Source organism: Saccharothrix sp. NRRL B-16348 (genome assembly GCF_001280085.1).
Lineage (GTDB): Bacteria > Actinomycetota > Actinomycetes > Mycobacteriales > Pseudonocardiaceae > Actinosynnema.
In genome coordinates, this window is the sequence record NZ_LGED01000244.1 from 36,174 (window position 1) to 50,418 (window position 14,245).

Annotated in this window: 15 protein-coding genes; 7 read left to right on the plus strand and 8 right to left on the minus strand. The window is 71.2% G+C overall.

Translation table 11 applies throughout. The features are described from left to right. The first annotated feature begins 99 nt into the window (after positions 1-99). The 4 genes from ADK67_RS39200 to ADK67_RS39215 are packed head-to-tail and all read left to right on the plus strand — an operon-like array spanning position 100 to position 2,633. Positions 100-555 carry a YbaB/EbfC family nucleoid-associated protein gene (locus ADK67_RS39200; RefSeq protein ID WP_053721647.1) on the plus strand — a complete coding sequence of 152 codons (456 nt, stop codon included), beginning with the start codon at positions 100-102 and terminating at the stop codon, positions 553-555. Continuing rightward, entirely contained in the window at positions 552-857 is a 306-nt protein-coding gene (locus ADK67_RS39205) for a hypothetical protein (RefSeq protein WP_053721648.1), read from the plus strand. Before ADK67_RS39200 ends, ADK67_RS39205 begins: the two co-directional genes overlap by 4 nt. Beyond that, complete coding sequence (locus tag ADK67_RS39210) at positions 854-2,176, plus strand: WXG100 family type VII secretion target (RefSeq protein WP_053721649.1); 1,323 nt, start codon at positions 854-856, stop codon at positions 2,174-2,176. Before ADK67_RS39205 ends, ADK67_RS39210 begins: the two co-directional genes overlap by 4 nt. Beyond that, on the plus strand, positions 2,160-2,633 hold the full coding sequence (locus ADK67_RS39215) for a DUF6346 domain-containing protein (protein WP_053721650.1): 474 nt from the start codon (positions 2,160-2,162) through the stop codon (positions 2,631-2,633). The genes ADK67_RS39210 and ADK67_RS39215 overlap by 17 nt, the downstream gene beginning before the upstream one ends. On the opposite strand, the gene ADK67_RS39220 is transcribed toward ADK67_RS39215, so the two are convergent. The 3 genes from ADK67_RS39220 to ADK67_RS39230 form a co-directional block, all read right to left on the minus strand. Further along, complete coding sequence (locus tag ADK67_RS39220; protein ID WP_053721651.1) at positions 2,622-3,179, minus strand: prepilin peptidase; 558 nt, start codon at positions 3,177-3,179, stop codon at positions 2,622-2,624. The genes ADK67_RS39215 and ADK67_RS39220 overlap by 12 nt on opposite strands. Before the next feature lie 97 nt (positions 3,180-3,276). Further along, a complete protein-coding gene (locus ADK67_RS39225) occupies positions 3,277-3,729 on the minus strand; it encodes a PTS sugar transporter subunit IIA (protein WP_053721652.1) in 453 nt (150 codons plus the stop codon). Continuing rightward, positions 3,726-3,962, minus strand: a complete 237-nt coding sequence (locus ADK67_RS39230) for a glucose PTS transporter subunit EIIB (protein ID WP_053721653.1) — start codon at positions 3,960-3,962, stop codon at positions 3,726-3,728. The genes ADK67_RS39225 and ADK67_RS39230 overlap by 4 nt, the downstream gene beginning before the upstream one ends. 165 nt (positions 3,963-4,127) lie before the next feature. Between ADK67_RS39230 and ADK67_RS39235 the strand changes: the two genes are divergently transcribed. From ADK67_RS39235 to ADK67_RS39245, 3 genes are read left to right on the plus strand one after another with little or no spacing between them, the layout of a single operon-like run. Beyond that, the gene (locus ADK67_RS39235) at positions 4,128-4,898 is read left to right on the plus strand and encodes a GntR family transcriptional regulator (protein ID WP_053721654.1); all 771 of its coding nucleotides are present in this window, start codon (positions 4,128-4,130) and stop codon (positions 4,896-4,898) included. Beyond that, positions 4,895-6,202, plus strand: a complete 1,308-nt coding sequence (locus ADK67_RS39240; protein WP_053721655.1) for a PTS transporter subunit EIIC — start codon at positions 4,895-4,897, stop codon at positions 6,200-6,202. The genes ADK67_RS39235 and ADK67_RS39240 overlap by 4 nt, the downstream gene beginning before the upstream one ends. Positions 6,203-6,232: 30 nt before the next feature. After that, positions 6,233-6,502: an HPr family phosphocarrier protein gene (locus ADK67_RS39245; protein ID WP_053721656.1), complete on the plus strand. Its 270-nt coding sequence runs from the start codon at positions 6,233-6,235 to the stop codon at positions 6,500-6,502. A 198-nt stretch (positions 6,503-6,700) separates the two neighbouring features. Here the strand turns inward: ADK67_RS39245 and ADK67_RS39250 are convergent, their stop codons facing one another. Genes ADK67_RS39250 through alaS form a run of 5 tightly spaced genes read right to left on the minus strand, consistent with a single transcriptional unit; the run spans position 6,701 to position 14,245 of the window. Next, complete coding sequence (locus ADK67_RS39250) at positions 6,701-9,010, minus strand: caspase, EACC1-associated type (RefSeq protein ID WP_053721657.1); 2,310 nt, start codon at positions 9,008-9,010, stop codon at positions 6,701-6,703. After that, on the minus strand, positions 9,003-9,860 hold the full coding sequence (locus ADK67_RS39255) for a shikimate dehydrogenase (protein ID WP_157621400.1): 858 nt from the start codon (positions 9,858-9,860) through the stop codon (positions 9,003-9,005). Before ADK67_RS39255 ends, ADK67_RS39250 begins: the two co-directional genes overlap by 8 nt. Next, positions 9,857-11,077 carry an endolytic transglycosylase MltG gene (mltG, locus tag ADK67_RS39260; RefSeq protein ID WP_053721659.1) on the minus strand — a complete coding sequence of 407 codons (1,221 nt, stop codon included), beginning with the start codon at positions 11,075-11,077 and terminating at the stop codon, positions 9,857-9,859. Before mltG ends, ADK67_RS39255 begins: the two co-directional genes overlap by 4 nt. Continuing rightward, positions 11,074-11,586, minus strand: coding sequence for a Holliday junction resolvase RuvX (gene ruvX / locus ADK67_RS39265; protein ID WP_053721660.1), 513 nt, complete (start codon positions 11,584-11,586; stop codon positions 11,074-11,076). The genes mltG and ruvX overlap by 4 nt, the downstream gene beginning before the upstream one ends. Beyond that, the gene (alaS, locus tag ADK67_RS39270) at positions 11,573-14,245 is read right to left on the minus strand and encodes an alanine--tRNA ligase (protein WP_053721661.1); all 2,673 of its coding nucleotides are present in this window, start codon (positions 14,243-14,245) and stop codon (positions 11,573-11,575) included. Before alaS ends, ruvX begins: the two co-directional genes overlap by 14 nt.

A 14,245-nucleotide genomic window follows, 5' to 3' on the forward strand; every position in this document is an offset into this window, starting at 1 on the left:
GGGGTGATGGGTGGTCGGTTCATTTCCGCCCTTCGCCGTGCGCGGTCGTGGGTTCGTGCCACGATGGCCGCGTTTCTCGACCGACCGATGTAGGGAACCATGACCGACCCGCACCAGTACGTCGAACGCTTCGAACAGCAGCTCCAGGACGCGCAGCGCAAGGCCGACGCGATCCAGGGCGCCTTCCGCGAGGCCCGCGCCGAGGTCCGCAGCCCCGACGGGGCGGTCGTGGTGGCCGTCGCCTCGGGCGGGCGGATCGAGTCGCTCCAGCTCACCCCGAAGGCGATGGACCTCGGCCACACCACGCTCGGCCGCACGATCATGGACACGATCCGGCGCGCGCAGGTCGAAGCCGCGCGCAAGATCGAGGAGTCGGTGCGCCCGCTGCTCGGCGACGGCGAGAGCATGCGTTACCTGCGCGAACAGGTCGAGCAGGGCATCGCGGTGATCGACCCGGGTGCGCCTCCGGCCGAGCCGCCGACGGCAGAGCGCCCGGCGAACCGCCCGACGAACCGCGACGACGACGACTTCGAAGGCGGCACGTTCCTGCGATGAGCGGTTTCGAAACCAGGGCCGACGCGGTCGAGGCGCACGGCAAGCTGCTGTCCGACCAGCTCGCGGCCGACCTCCAGGAGGCCGTCTCCGCCTCGCACACCAAGCTCGGCACCGACGTGATGGGGCTGATCTGCCAGGTGTACACGTTCGTGTTCGACGAGGAGTTGCAGCAGGCGCAGGACCTCGTCGCCAAGCTGCCCGCGGCGGTGGAGGTCACCGGCGTCGAGCTCAAGGCGACCGCCGCCACCTACCGCGACGTCGACGGCGGCAACGCCACCGGGTTCGAGGGGATCAACGCGTGACCAACGAACTGATCGCCAAGCCCCAGAAGGACACCAAGGTCCTGACCGGCGCCGGCCCGTTCGACACGGCCGAGGACCTCGTCCGCGACATCGCGCTGCCGTTCCAGGAGGGCAAGTCGATCGACCCGGTCGCGCTGGGCATCGACTCGGCCGCGATGGCGATGGACGTCGCCGGCGCGGTCGCCGACCCGCTGGGCACGCTCGCGTCCTCCGTGGTCGGCTGGATCATCGAGAACGTCGACTTCGTGCGCAAGCCGTTCGACGACCTGGCGGGCGACCCGGCCGCCATCGAGGCCGCCGCGACCACGTGGACCAACATCGGCGCGCGGCTCAAGGAGGTCCAGCAGGCGCAGCAGGCGGACCTGACGAAGCTCGCCGGGTGGACCGGGCCCGCCGCCGACGCCTACAAGCAGCGGGCGGGCGACCTGATCACCGGCCTGGCGAACTCGGCCGAGGCCGCCGAGTCGGCCGCGAACAAGATCAAGGTCGCGGCGGCGCTCGTCGCGGCGACCCGCACGCTGATCCGCGACCTGCTCGCCGACCTCGCGGGCACCCTGATCGCCTGGGGCATCCCCGCCGCGGCCGCCGCGGTGCCGTCCGCGGGCGCGTCGATCGCGGCGTTCATCACCCGGGCGATCACCAAGGCCGTGCAGATCGGCGGCAAGGTCGCCCAGTTCCTGAAGAAGCTGTTCGGTGCGCTGGACAAGCTCTCCGCGCTGGCCAAGCGCGCGGGCAGCGCGATGCGCAAGCAGTCCGACGACCTGGCGGCGCTGGCGCGGCAGGCGCCGAACACCCCGCACGGCAACCAGACCGCCGCCGACCTGCTGCACCGCTCGACCACGCGGGCGTCCCGGGCGGACGGCCTCGACTCGGCGGGCGACCGCCTCGCCGACACCGCGACGCGCGGGCGCGACGCCCTCGACAACGTCACCCGCCGGGCCGACGACTGGGCCGCCACCACCAACCAGCGCGTCGGCGACTGGGCCGACCGCGTCAAGCAGGGCGGTCCGGCGCGGCAGCAGAGGGTCGAGGACCTGTACGCCAGGCTCGGCCAGCCACCGCTGAGCACGCGCAGCGCCGACATGCCCGATCCGGGCAACGGCGTGCAGCGCGCCGGCGACCGGGTGGACAGCCGCACCGGTGGCGGCATCCTGGACGGCCAGAACTGGGTCCGGGCCGTCGCCAGCCGTGACATCGGCCACCTCATGCCCACGCCCGGCGACCTCGTGGCCCCCGTGAAGGAAGGCGCGAAGGAGCTGAACAAGCAGTTCCTCGCCGACGACGACCAGAAGTGGAACGAGCATGACCGCCCGCAGTAAGCGCTCCCGCCGCCTGCGGGCCCTCGGCTTGTTCCTGGTCGGTGCCTACTGCGCCTTCTTCAGCTTCGTCGTGTTCAGCATCGGCCGGGAGAGCGAGCCGTACTCGGGCGACGGCACGCCGGAGGTCGACGGACGCGCCCAGGACGTCACGTGCTCGCGCAACTGGCTCGTCCTCGGCGCCACCTGGTCGTGTGACGCGACCGTGGTCACGCCCGACGGCGGTCGCCACCGGTTCTCCAGCTTCGCGAACAGCCTGTCGCCCGCGGACGAGGGCGCCGAGATGACCGCCGACCGGACCCGCAGCGGCAAGAAGGCCACCACCTTCCACCGCACGAGCGGACCCACGGTGAACACGCTCGGGATGGTGGTCGGCGGGTTCGGCGGCATCGGCCTGGCGATCATCGGACCAATCGTCGTGCTGGCGCGCAAGCGGGAGGAAGCACCCTCACCCGGCTGACACCGCGACCAGCCACGTCGCCGCCAGCAACCCCGGCCCGTGCGGTAAGCCCTCGCCACGCCACCACAGGCCCAGCACGAGCGTCACCACGCTCGCCAGCACGGCGGCGAGGGGAAGGGCCAACCAGGAGACCGAACCCAGCACGGCGCCCAGCGGTCCGGCCAGCTTCACGTCTCCCCCGCCCATCGCCGACGGCGACAGCAGGCGGACCAGCAGGTGGAAGCCTGCGAAGACGACGCAGCCCGCCAACGCTCGCCACAGGTCGGCGCCGCACAGCCACAGCGTGACGCCGATCGCCGGGTACGCGGGCAACGTCAACGCGTCCGGCAGGCGCTGGTGGCGCAGGTCGGTCACGGTCAGCAGCACGCCGAGCCACGCCAGCAGCAGCGGCACGGGCAGCCACGGCGGCGGTGCCAGCGCCCAGGCGACGAACCACAACACCGCCGTCGGCACGGCGCACCACAGCAGGCCGACGTGCGCCCCGCGTGGGAGGCGGCGGAGCAACCCGGCACCAACGGCGCCGGCCAGGAATCCCGAGATGACCATGGGTCCAGCGTGGTCCCGGGAAACCCCGGGGTGCAACGAGAAGTGCGGGTGAATGGACCATTCACCCGCACTCGTCCCCGTCAGCCGAGAACCGCGATCAGCGCTGCCACGAGAACAACGCGTCACCCGCCGCCACCGGACCACCGGCCTGGTCCAGCAACACCTCCGGCGCCGCGTCCAGCGCGATCACCGGGCAGATCGGCGCGAAACCCGCCGCCTCCACCTCCGCCGGGTCCCACGTCACCACGGGCTGCCCCGCGCGCACCGCCTCACCCTTGACCACGTGCACCGTGAAGCCCTCGCCCTTGCGCTTCACCGTGTCGATCCCGAGGTGCACCAACACCGCCGCACCCTCCGAAGTGGCCACGACGAACGCGTGCGGGTGCAGCGTCACCACGGTCCCGTCCACCGGCGACACCACGTCCGCACGGACCCGCGCCGGCTCGACCGCCACCCCCGGACCCACCATGGCCTGCGCGAACACCGGGTCCGGCACCTCGGCCAACGGCACCACGCGCCCGCTGACCGGGCTGGTCACGCGCAGCGTCACAGCAGGTCCTCGATGTCGCTGGCGATCGTGTCGGCCTCGGGCCCCACGACCACCTGCACGACGTTGCCCGAACGCATCACGCCGTGCGCGCCCAGGCCCTTCAAAGCCTTCTCGTCCACCAGGGAACCGTCTTCCAGCTCACAGCGCAGGCGCGTGATGCACGGCTCGATCTCCACGATGTTGTCCGCACCGCCGAGCGCGGCGAGGATGCGCTCCGCCTTGTCGTCCGCCACTTGAAGTCCTCTCTCGACACCTGGCCTGAGGGTGCCACCACTCGGGCACGGTCCCGTAACGGCGGTTGACACCCGGTCGGCGCGCGGAGCATCCTCCCCGCACCAACTGGTCTAGACCGGAAAGTACCAATCCGGACATGGACGCGCGAGCACCGGGGAGGTGTCATGAGCCGCAACGAGATCGTCGACGGGCCCAAGCCCAAGCACGCCCAGTTGCGCGACATCCTGCGGCGCATGGCCGAGCAGGAACTCCCGCCGGGCTCGCCGATCCCGTCCGAACGCGACCTCGCCGAGCAGTACGGTGTGTCCCGCATCACAGTACGCGCCGCGGTCGGCCAACTCGTCACCGAGGGCCTGCTGACCAGGGCGAAGGGCCGGGGCACGTTCACCGCACGGCGGCGCCTGGACGTCCAGCTGTACCTGGAGTCGTTCACCGACGACATGCGACGGCGCGGCCTGACCCCCGCGACCGAGGTGCTGACCTGCGCCGAAGAGGTGCCGCCGCCCGAGGCGACGGCCGCGCTCGGCCTGCTGCCGCACGAACCGGCGTGCCGGCTCGTCCGCCTGCGCCGGGCGGACGGCGTGCCGCTGGCCGTCGAACGGGGCTGGTACAGCCCGCGGGTCGTGCCGGACCTGGACCAGCACGACCTCACCACCTCGCTCTACACCCTCATCGCCGACACGTACGGGGTCCAGCTCGACCACGCGGGCCAGACCGTGTGGGCCGAGGGTGCCGACCCCGAGACCGCGAAGCTGCTGGCCGTCCGGCCGGGCAGCTCGCTGCTCGTCTTCCGCCGGGTCTCGAGCTCACGAGGCAGGCCCGTCGAGGACATGACGTCCTGGTACCGGGGCGATCTCTACCAGGTGACCATGCAACTGGACCGGACCGTCCCGGAATCCGGCCCGCACCACTCCGCCAAGGGAGGTACCCCATGAGCGCCAGCGCCCCACAGGCGACCGGCGGTCGTGAGATCAAGGGTCTGGCCGGGCTGCAGCGATTCGGCCGCAGCCTCATGCTGCCGATCGCCGCACTGCCCGTCGCCGCACTCCTGCTACGACTCGGCCAGGACGACATCCTCGGCAAGGACTTGCTGGGCTGGAACGCGGTGGCCGGCGTCATCGGCGGAGCGGGCAACGCCCTGTTCGCCAACCTGCCGCTGCTGTTCGCCGTCGGTGTGGCCATCGGCTTCGCCCGGCGCGGTGACGGTTCGACCGCGCTGGCCGCCGTGGTCGGCTTCGTGGTGACCGAGGCCGTGTTCAAGGCGATGTCGCCGCTGGTGCTGCCGCTGCCGGCGGACGCGGCGGCGGACGCCAAGCAGGAGATGATCAACTACTCGGTGCTGACCGGCATCGTGGTCGGCTTGATCACCGCGGTGCTGTGGCAGAAGTACCACCGCATCAAGCTGCCCGCCTATCTGGCGTTCTTCGGCGGCCGGCGGTTCGTGCCGATCCTGGTCGCGGGCGTGATGATCCCGGTCTCGGTGGTCATGGGCCTGATCTACCCGTGGTTCGACGCGGGCCTGACGTCGGTCGGCGAGGCGATCTCCAACAGCACGATCATCGGCGCGGGCGTCTACGGCACCATCAACCGCCTGCTGCTGCCGTTGGGCCTGCACCACATCCCGAACACGTTCATGTGGCAGGTCTTCGGCGAGTACGAGGGCAAGACCGGCGACATCCAGCGGTTCTTCGCGGGCGACCCGTCCGCGGGCACGTTCATGACCGGCTTCTTCCCGATCTTCATGTTCGCGCTCCCGGCGGCGGCGCTGGCCATCGTGCACACCGCGCGGCCGGCGCAGAAGAAGGTCATCGCGGGCATCATGGGTTCGGCGGCGCTGACGTCGTTCATCACGGGTGTGACCGAGCCGCTCGAGTTCGCGTTCATGTTCGTGGCGTGGCCGCTGTACGTGATCCACGCGGTCCTCACCGGCACGTCGCTGGCCATCAGCAACGCGCTCGGGATCCACGACGGGTTCGGGTTCTCGGCGGGCGCGATCGACTACATCCTCAACTTCAACATCGCGACCAAGCCCCTGCTGATCCTGGTGCTGGGCGTGATCTACGCGGCCATCTACTACTTCCTGTTCCGCTTCGTCATCACGAAGTGGAACCTGAGGACGCCGGGCCGCAGCGAGGACGAGGACCCGGAGGCCGACCCGAGCATCGTCGAGGACGGCGGCAAGGGCGAGCGGGCCGAGAAGCGGGACAAGGAAGGCCGGTCGGACGCGACGGCGTCCTGACGGCGGACAGAAGGAACGAGAGGACGGGTCATGCCTGAGCGACGGGTCACCGTGGCGAGCAAGGTCGGACTGCACGCGCGCCCTGCCGCACTGCTGGCGAAGGCGGCGGCCGGGCAGCCGGTGAAGGTCACCATCCGCAAGGACAACGGCCAACCGGTCGAGGCGGCGAGCGTGCTGGGTCTGATGACGCTCGGCGCGATGCACGGCGACGAGGTCGTCCTGGCCGCGGACGGCGACGGCGCGGACGCGGCGCTGGAGGCGATCGCGCAGATCATCGCCACCGACCTCGACGGGGGCTGATCCCCTCAGCACGAACGACTGGGCCCTGCTCGCACCCTCGCGCGAGCAGGGCCCAGCGCGTTCTGAGCGTTGAATTCAGGTGTTCCGAACGTAGGACACGCGCGACCTGAACGTAGGACACGCGCGTTCTGAACGTAGGACACGCGCGACGCGAACGTAGGACTCTCGCGTTCTGAACGTAGGACTCTCGCGTTCTGGCTAGTCCTCGGTGCCGCAGCACCGGCGGATCAGTCGCGGCGTCAGCGGGGCGCGCAGCACGACCGTGCGGAACTCCTCGTTCCCGGCCAGTTCCCGCAGGTGTTCGGGGAAGCACTCGGACGCCCACAGCGGTTCGACGATGCCGCGCACCGCCTCCGGATCGGCCTCCAGGTGGTCGGCCATGGCGGGCCAGCGCACCCGCACGATCGCCCACAGCGCGAGCACGTCGGAGGCGACGGTGTTGTTCTCCAGCACCCGCACCGAGCGCAGCACGCTGTAGGTGTTCAAGAACTTCTTGACGTTGCGGGGGTTCGCGTCCAGCAACGGCAGGAAACGGCGCAGCGCGTGTTCGGTCCGCTTGCGATTGCGCGGTGTGTTGAGGGCGAGCACGGCGTCGGTGACCAAGTCCTCGCGCGCGTCGTCGCTGGCCCCGTCCAGGACTTGCAGGATCTCGGCTTCCTCGCCCTCGGCGATGCGTTGGCGCGCTTCCCGCACTTCCGCCTTGGTGTCCTCGTCGTCGTCCGCCGAGTCGATGCGCAGCAGCCGGTCGAGAAAGGCGGACCTCGCCTTCGCGGTGGGCACGGGCACCGGCACGGTGAGCTGGAAGAGCTTGTCCAGGAACAGGTGGCCCAACGGGTAGCCGGGCAGCGCGACGCTGTCGCCGAACGCCTTGTAGGCGGTCTCGTAACTCGTGCGGAGCCAGGCCCCGTCGGCGGCGACGATGAAGTACGCGGCCGTGCCGGCGTCCCTGATCAGGGTCTGCACCGAGTCGAGCAGTTCGACGACGTAGGTGTCCGCACAGCGGTCGAGGTCGTCGATGAAGAACAGCAAGGGTTTCGCGGACTTGCCGGACATCCACCCGAAGTGGGCCGCGACCTCGTCCATCGGGTTGGCCGTGAACTGCTCGAACAGCCGGGCGCCGCGGGCCGAGTCCCACAGCAGGAAGCGGCTCACCAGCCGGGAGGCGACCCACAGCGCGGTCACCGCGCCGGCCACGGTGGTCACGCCCTTCGCCGCGGTGGTGAGCAGGTCGCCGCTCGTGCCACGCGGCCACAGCAGCACCAACGACGCCGCTGCCAGCGCCAGCAGGACGACCGCCAGCAGGTACGGCGCGCCGGACCTCCGCGCCCGGACGAACGTCTCCGCCAAGCGCAGCCAGGCGGCCCGCCAGAAGCCCCGCTGACGGGAGATCTCCTTGCGGGTGGCGCCCAGCAGCGTCCACCACGGCGGGGCGATGCGCGACTGCCGCCACGCGTCGAACCGGACGATGGTGAACTCGCGTTCCAGCCGCTGCCCCAGGAAGTTGAGCAAGCTGCTCTTGCCGGTGCCCCACGCACCGTCGACGTGCACGAGGAACGAAGTCCCCGGCTCGTCCCGGCGCACCTCGCGCAGTCGCATGGCGAGCACGTCGGCCAACGACGCGCGGTTCAGGTCGTCCCGGCCGGCGGGTGCGTCGGTCGACCACTCGACGTCGGCGTCGGGCTCGGTCGGCTCCCCCCGTTCGGGCACGTCCGGTTCGCCCGGCGCTTCGGTCGTAGTCTCGGGAGTGGCCGGTTCCCTCGGAAGAGGGGTCGGCGCGGGATGAAGAGCCGTCGTGGGGACGCCCTTGGGCGCGCCCGCGATGTACAGCGGCCCGGTCAGCGTGCTGCTCATCACGGGCGTCTGGCGGTTTGCCGACCTCAGGCCGTTTCGGATGTAGTCGTACAGCTCACGGATCTCGATCAGACCGTCGCCGTCGAGGTCGGCGTTCCCGGTGCGCAGGCCTTCGACCAGCACCGAGGTGAACAGGGAACTGAAATCCTCACCCTCGCGGTCCTCGTAGGCGAATTCCATCCCTCTCGACGAAGTCAGCACAGCCTGCCCGGAGGCGATCCGGCCGACCTCCACGAAGGACCCGGAATAACTGCAATCGAGGATCACGACGACGTGCCGCGCGCGACACCGGCTGAACAGGTCGGAGAGGAAAGTGGCCGGGATCGCCGTCGCCGAGAGCAGGGACGATTCGGTGTCGACGGCCGCCAGGTGCAGCATGCCGTCGTCTGTCTTCAAGCCGAAGCCGGAGTAGTAGAACAGCAGCACTTCGTCGCGGGACGCGTCGTTGAAGAACCCTTCGATGCCGCGCCGGGCCTGGTCCGCGGTCGGCTCGGCCAACCACTGGACGTCGAATCCACCCACGTCCGGGTCGGAGAGCACGTCGGACAGCGCCGCGCCGTCCACCCGAGCGCTGGTCAGGCGGCTCAACCTCGGATCGGTGAACTCGCCCGCCGAGATGAGCAGCGCCCGCCGCTCACCCGTGACGCGGTCAGGCATCGAGCGGGAGGGGGAGGAGGTTGTCGGTGGCGGTGCGGAGGGCGGCGCGCATCGCCTCGCGCGGGGCCGGGTGGCCGGTGAACTGCTCCGACTGGCCGAAGGCCTGGTGCAGGAGCATGTCGAGGCCGGTGGCGAGGGTGCGGCCCCGTTTCTCCACGGCGTGGGCCAGCGGGGTGGGCCAGGGGTGGTAGATGACGTCCAGGACGTGGGGCGCCTCGGCCAGCGCGCCGGCGATCGGCTCGGTCGCGTCCGGTGGCACGGTGCTGACCAGGACGTCCGAGGCGGACGCCAGGGCGGCGAAGTCGGCGGCGTCCCACGTGACGACGTCCAGGGCCAGGCCGAGGCGGGACGCGCACGACTCCGCCTCCGCCGCACGGCTCACCGAACGGACCACCAGCGTGACCGCGCGGACGCCCACGGACGCCAGCGCCACCAGCGCCGCGGTGGCCGTGCCGCCCGCGCCCAGCAGCACCGCGCGCGACCCGGACGTGAAGCCGCACGAGGCACGCAGCGCGCCGAGGACGCCGTCCACGTCGGTGTTGTCCGCACGCCACCCGCCGTCGACCGGCACCAGGGTGTTCGCGGCGCCGACCTGCACGGCCCGGGACGTCGCGGTGGTGGCCACGGCCAGCGCGGCGCGCTTGTCGGGCATCGTCACCGACAAGCCCACCCACTCCGAGCCCAAGCCCGTGACCAGGGCGGACACCTCATCGGCGACGCACTCGACGCGCGTGTACTCCCAGTCGGACAGGCCGAGTGCCGCGAACGCGGCGTTGTGCAGCACCGGTGACAGCGAATGCGCCACCGGCGAGCCGATGACCGCCGCACGTCGAGCCCGGGTCACGGTCAGAAGACGCCTTCCCGCTGAGCCTTCTTCGACACGGCGTCGTGCTCGTCGAACGTGTTCGTGAAGCACGACGTGCCGTCCTTCTGGCACTTCACGAAGTACATCCACGGCCCGTCCTCGGGCGTGATCGCGGCCTGGATCGCCTCACGGCCGGGCGAGCCGATCGGCGTCGGCGGCAGCCCCTGCACCTGGTAGGTGTTGTAGGGGCCGGCCCTCTCGCGGTCCTCGTCGCTGGTGGTGATGTGCGGCCGGTCCAGCTTGTAGTTGACCGTCGAGTCCAGCTCCAGCTTCTGCGGCAGCGCCAACCGGCTGTAGATGACCCGCGAGATCTTGCCGAAGTCCTTGGTCACGCCTTCCTTCTCGATCAGGGAGGCGATGACCAGCACCTCGTACGGGCGGAAACCCGTCTTGCCCGAGCCGCTGGGGATGCCGTAGCCCTGCAGCCGGTTCAGGGACGTGGCGATCACGCCCTTGAGCAGCTCGACCGCGTTCGCGCCCGGCTTGACGTGGTACAGGCCCGGCACGATGAGACCTTCGAGCCGGTTCACGTTCGGCGCGGCGACGACGTCGGGCAGCGCCCACTCGGGGATGCCGAGCGCGGCCGGCTCGGCGTTGTCCGCCGCGTCGCGCAGCTGCTCGGGCGTCACGCACTGCTTGGCGCCGTCCAGCTCGACGCACGAGGCTTCGGACAGCATCGACAGGATGCCCTTGGTGACCTTGCCGTCCTGCGCGGTGAGGTCGTGCAGGACGTTGCCGCCCTTCACCTCCAGCGGCACGATCTTGGACGCCTCGTCCACCATCCGCGCCACCGCGGCCTCGCCGGACATCTTGGTCTTCATCAGGTAGAACCCGGGCTGGATCGCGGTGACCCGCGAGTCGTCCGCACCCGCCTCGGTGAACGCGCGCGCGCTCGCCACCACGCCCTGCTCCTTGAGCGTGGTCGCGATGGTGGTGACCAGGTCGCCGTCCTTGACCTCGACCACCACGTCCGCCTCGCCCGCGCCCGCGAAGTCGTCGTACGAGCCGATGCCGCTCAACGTGCGGTAGCCGTAGTACGCGCCGACACCGCCGCCGGTCAGCACCAGCGCCACGACGACCCAGAGGATCATCCGCCTGCGCCTGCGCTTGGCGCGGCGGGCCGCGGCGTCGCTCCTGCCGCGTGCCGCCCGCTCGTCGTGGCGGGTCTCTGGATCGGTGAACAACCCGAGGTCGTCGTTCACGAGCCGTCCTTAGCTCCGGGGGCTCGCTCCGCTGCGGATCGAGCCACTTGTCGCGCGCGTGCGTCCAGCCAGGACTGCAGGATCTCGACCGCGGCAGCCTGGTCGACGACGGCGCGCTGCTTCTTGCCCCGCACCCCGCGTTCGGCGAGCACCCGGCTCGCCGTGACGGTGGTCAGCCGCTCATCGGTGAGCCGCACCGGAACCGGTGCGACGCGCTCGGCCAACGCCGCAGCGTACGCCGTCGCGCTCGCCGCCGCCGGCCCGTGCTTCCCGGCCAGCGTCCGGGGCAGGCCGACCACGACTTCCACCACGTCGTGCTCGGTGACCAGGCCGGCCAGGTCCCGCAGGTCCCGACCGGTCTTCACGTCACGTGCCAGGGTAACCAGCGGCGTCGCGAGGAACGCGCCCGGATCGCTCAGCGCCACGCCGACGCGCACCGCGCCGACGTCGACGCCCAGCCTCCGACCGAGGCCGGGATCGTCGACGCCGGGGCGGTCAGCGCTGCTCAACGGCGCGGTCCACCTCGGCGCGCAGGGCGGTGATGGCGTCGCCGACCCCGCCCGGGTTCGTGCCGCCACCCTGGGCGAGGTCCGGCTTGCCGCCGCCCCGCCCGCCGACGGCCGGGGCGAAGGCAGGCACCAGCTTGCCGGCGGCCAACCCCAGGTCACGGGCGGCGGACGTGGTGGCGACCACGAAGCTGACCTTGTCGCCGTCCGGGGCGAACAGGCCGACCACGCCCGGCTTGTCGCCGAGCCGGTTGCGCACCTCGCCGGCGATGGTCCGCACGTCGGCGCCCGACGTGCCCTCCGGCAACCGGAGGGCCACCAGGGACACCCCGCGCACGTCCAGGGCCTGCTCGGCCAGCGAACCGGCGTTGGCCACGAGCTGGGCGGCCTTGACCTTCTCCAGCTCCTTCTCGGCCACCCGCAGCCGCTCGACCAGGGCCTCGACCCGGGCGGGCACCTCGGCGTCGGGCACCTTGAGCATGGCGGCGACGTTCTGCACCAGGGCCCGCTCCTGGGCCAGGTACTTGAAGGCCTCGATGCCGACGTAGGCCTCCAGGCGGCGCACGCCGGAGCCGACGGACGACTCGCCGATCACCGTGATCGGGCCGATCTGGGACGAGTGCTCGACGTGCGTGCCACCGCACAGCTCGCGCGACCACGGCCCGCCGATCTCGACCACGCGCACGGTCTCGTCGTAGGTCTCGCCGAACAGGGCCACGGCGCCCATCTCCTGGGCGCCGCCCATGTCCGTGTACACGACCTGCACCGGCAGGTCCTTGCGGACGGCCAGGTTGGAGACCTCTTCGATCTCGCTGCGGGCCTCCTCGGACAGGCCGCCGGTCCAGGCGAAGTCCAGCCGCAGGTAGCCCGGCTTGTTGTACGAGCCGCTCTGCAGGGCCGACGGGCCGAGCACCTGCCTCAGGGCGGCGTGCACGACGTGCGTGCCCGAGTGGCCCTGGCGGGCGCCGACGCGCCACTCCGGGTCGACCCTGGCCTCGACGTGCTCGCCCTCGGCGATCTCGCCGCTGACCACGCGCACCTGGTGCACCCACAGCTTGCGGGACACCTTCTGCACGTCCACGACTTCCAGCTCGGCGTTGGCCGTGACGATGGTGCCGGCGTCGCTCTCCTGGCCGCCGGACTCGGCGTACAGCGGGGTGCGGTCGAGCACGACCTCGACGATGTCGCCCTCGCGGGCCGACTTCACCCGCTTGCCGCCGCTGACGATGCCGCGCAGCGTGGCCTCGCTGGCCAGCTCGGTGTAGCCGGTGAACTCGGTGGCGCCCAGCTCCAGCAGCTCCCGGTACACGGTCTGGTCGCCGTGGCCGGTCTTCTTGCCGGCGGCGTCGGCCTTGGCGCGGGCGCGCTGCTCGGCCATCAGCTTGCGGAACCCGTCCTCGTCCACGGTGAGGCCGGCCTCGGAGGCCATCTCCAGGGTGAGGTCGAGCGGGAAGCCGTAGGTGTCGTGCAGCTGGAAGGCCTTGTCGCCGGGCAGCGTGGCGCGGCCGTCGGACTTGACCTCGGCGGCGGCGTTCTCGAAGATCCGCGACCCGGCGTCGAGGGTCCGCAGGAACGTGTCCTCCTCGGCCTTGAGCACCTGCTCGATCCGGGCGAAGCCGGACACCAGCTCGGGGTAGGACGGGCCCATGGCGTCGCGGACGACGGTGGCGAACTGGGTCAGCACGGGCTCGGTGACGCCCAGCAGGCGGGCGGAGCGGACGATGCGGCGCAGCAGGCGGCGCAGCACGTAGCCGCGGGCCTCGTTGCCGGGCGTGACGCCGTCGCCGACCAGCAGCACGCCGCTGCGGGCGTGGTCGGCGATGACGCGGAAGCGCACGTCGTCGGTCTCGTCGGCGCCGTACTTGCGGCCGGACAGCTCCTCGGCCTTGGTGATCACGGTGCGGACGAGGTCGGTCTCGTAGACGTTGTCGACGTCCTGGAGCAGCATGGCGACGCGCTCGACGCCCATGCCGGTGTCGATGTTCTTGTCCGGCAGCTCGCCGAGGATCGGGTAGTCCTTCTTGGCGCCGCCCTCGCCGCGGACGTTCTGCATGAAGACCAGGTTCCAGATCTCCAGGTACCGGTCCTCGTCGACGACCGGACCGCCCTCCTTGCCGAAGGCCGGGCCGCGGTCGTAGTAGATCTCCGAGCACGGGCCGCACGGGCCGGGCACGCCCATCGACCAGTAGTTGTCCTCGACGTCGCGGCGCTGGATGCGCTCGGGCGGCAGCCCGGCGACCTTCTGCCACAGGCCGGCGGCCTCGTCGTCGTCCAGGTAGACGGTCACCCAGATGCGCTCCGGGTCGAGGCCGTAGCCGCCGTCGGCCTGCGGCCTGGTGACCAGGTCCCAGGCGAGCCGGATGGCGTCTTCCTTGAAGTAGTCGCCGAACGAGAAGTTGCCGGCCATCTGGAAGAACGTGTTGTGCCGGGTGGTCTTGCCGACCTCGTCGATGTCCGGGGTGCGCACGCACTTCTGGATGCTCGTCATCCGCGGGGCGGGCGGCGGGGCCTCGCCGAGGAAGTACGGCTTGAACGGCACCATGCCGGCGTTGACGAACAGCAGGTTCGGGTCGTCGAGCAGGAGCGAGGCGCTGGGCACGTACTTGTGGCCGGCGTTCTCGAAGTGCTCGCGGAAGCGCTTGATGATCTCGTGGGTCTGCAC

Coding starts and splice junctions, on each gene's coding strand:
- ADK67_RS39200 (WP_053721647.1), top strand. CDS start 100: ATGACCGACCCGCACCAGTACGTCGAACGCTTCGAACAGCAGCTCCAG.
- ADK67_RS39205 (WP_053721648.1), top strand. CDS start 552: ATGAGCGGTTTCGAAACCAGGGCCGACGCGGTCGAGGCGCACGGCAAG.
- ADK67_RS39215 (WP_053721650.1), top strand. CDS start 2,160: ATGACCGCCCGCAGTAAGCGCTCCCGCCGCCTGCGGGCCCTCGGCTTG.
- ADK67_RS39220 (WP_053721651.1), bottom strand. CDS start 3,179: ATGGTCATCTCGGGATTCCTGGCCGGCGCCGTTGGTGCCGGGTTGCTC.
- ADK67_RS39235 (WP_053721654.1), top strand. CDS start 4,128: ATGAGCCGCAACGAGATCGTCGACGGGCCCAAGCCCAAGCACGCCCAG.
- ADK67_RS39240 (WP_053721655.1), top strand. CDS start 4,895: ATGAGCGCCAGCGCCCCACAGGCGACCGGCGGTCGTGAGATCAAGGGT.
- ADK67_RS39245 (WP_053721656.1), top strand. CDS start 6,233: ATGCCTGAGCGACGGGTCACCGTGGCGAGCAAGGTCGGACTGCACGCG.
- ADK67_RS39250 (WP_053721657.1), bottom strand. CDS start 9,010: ATGCCTGACCGCGTCACGGGTGAGCGGCGGGCGCTGCTCATCTCGGCG.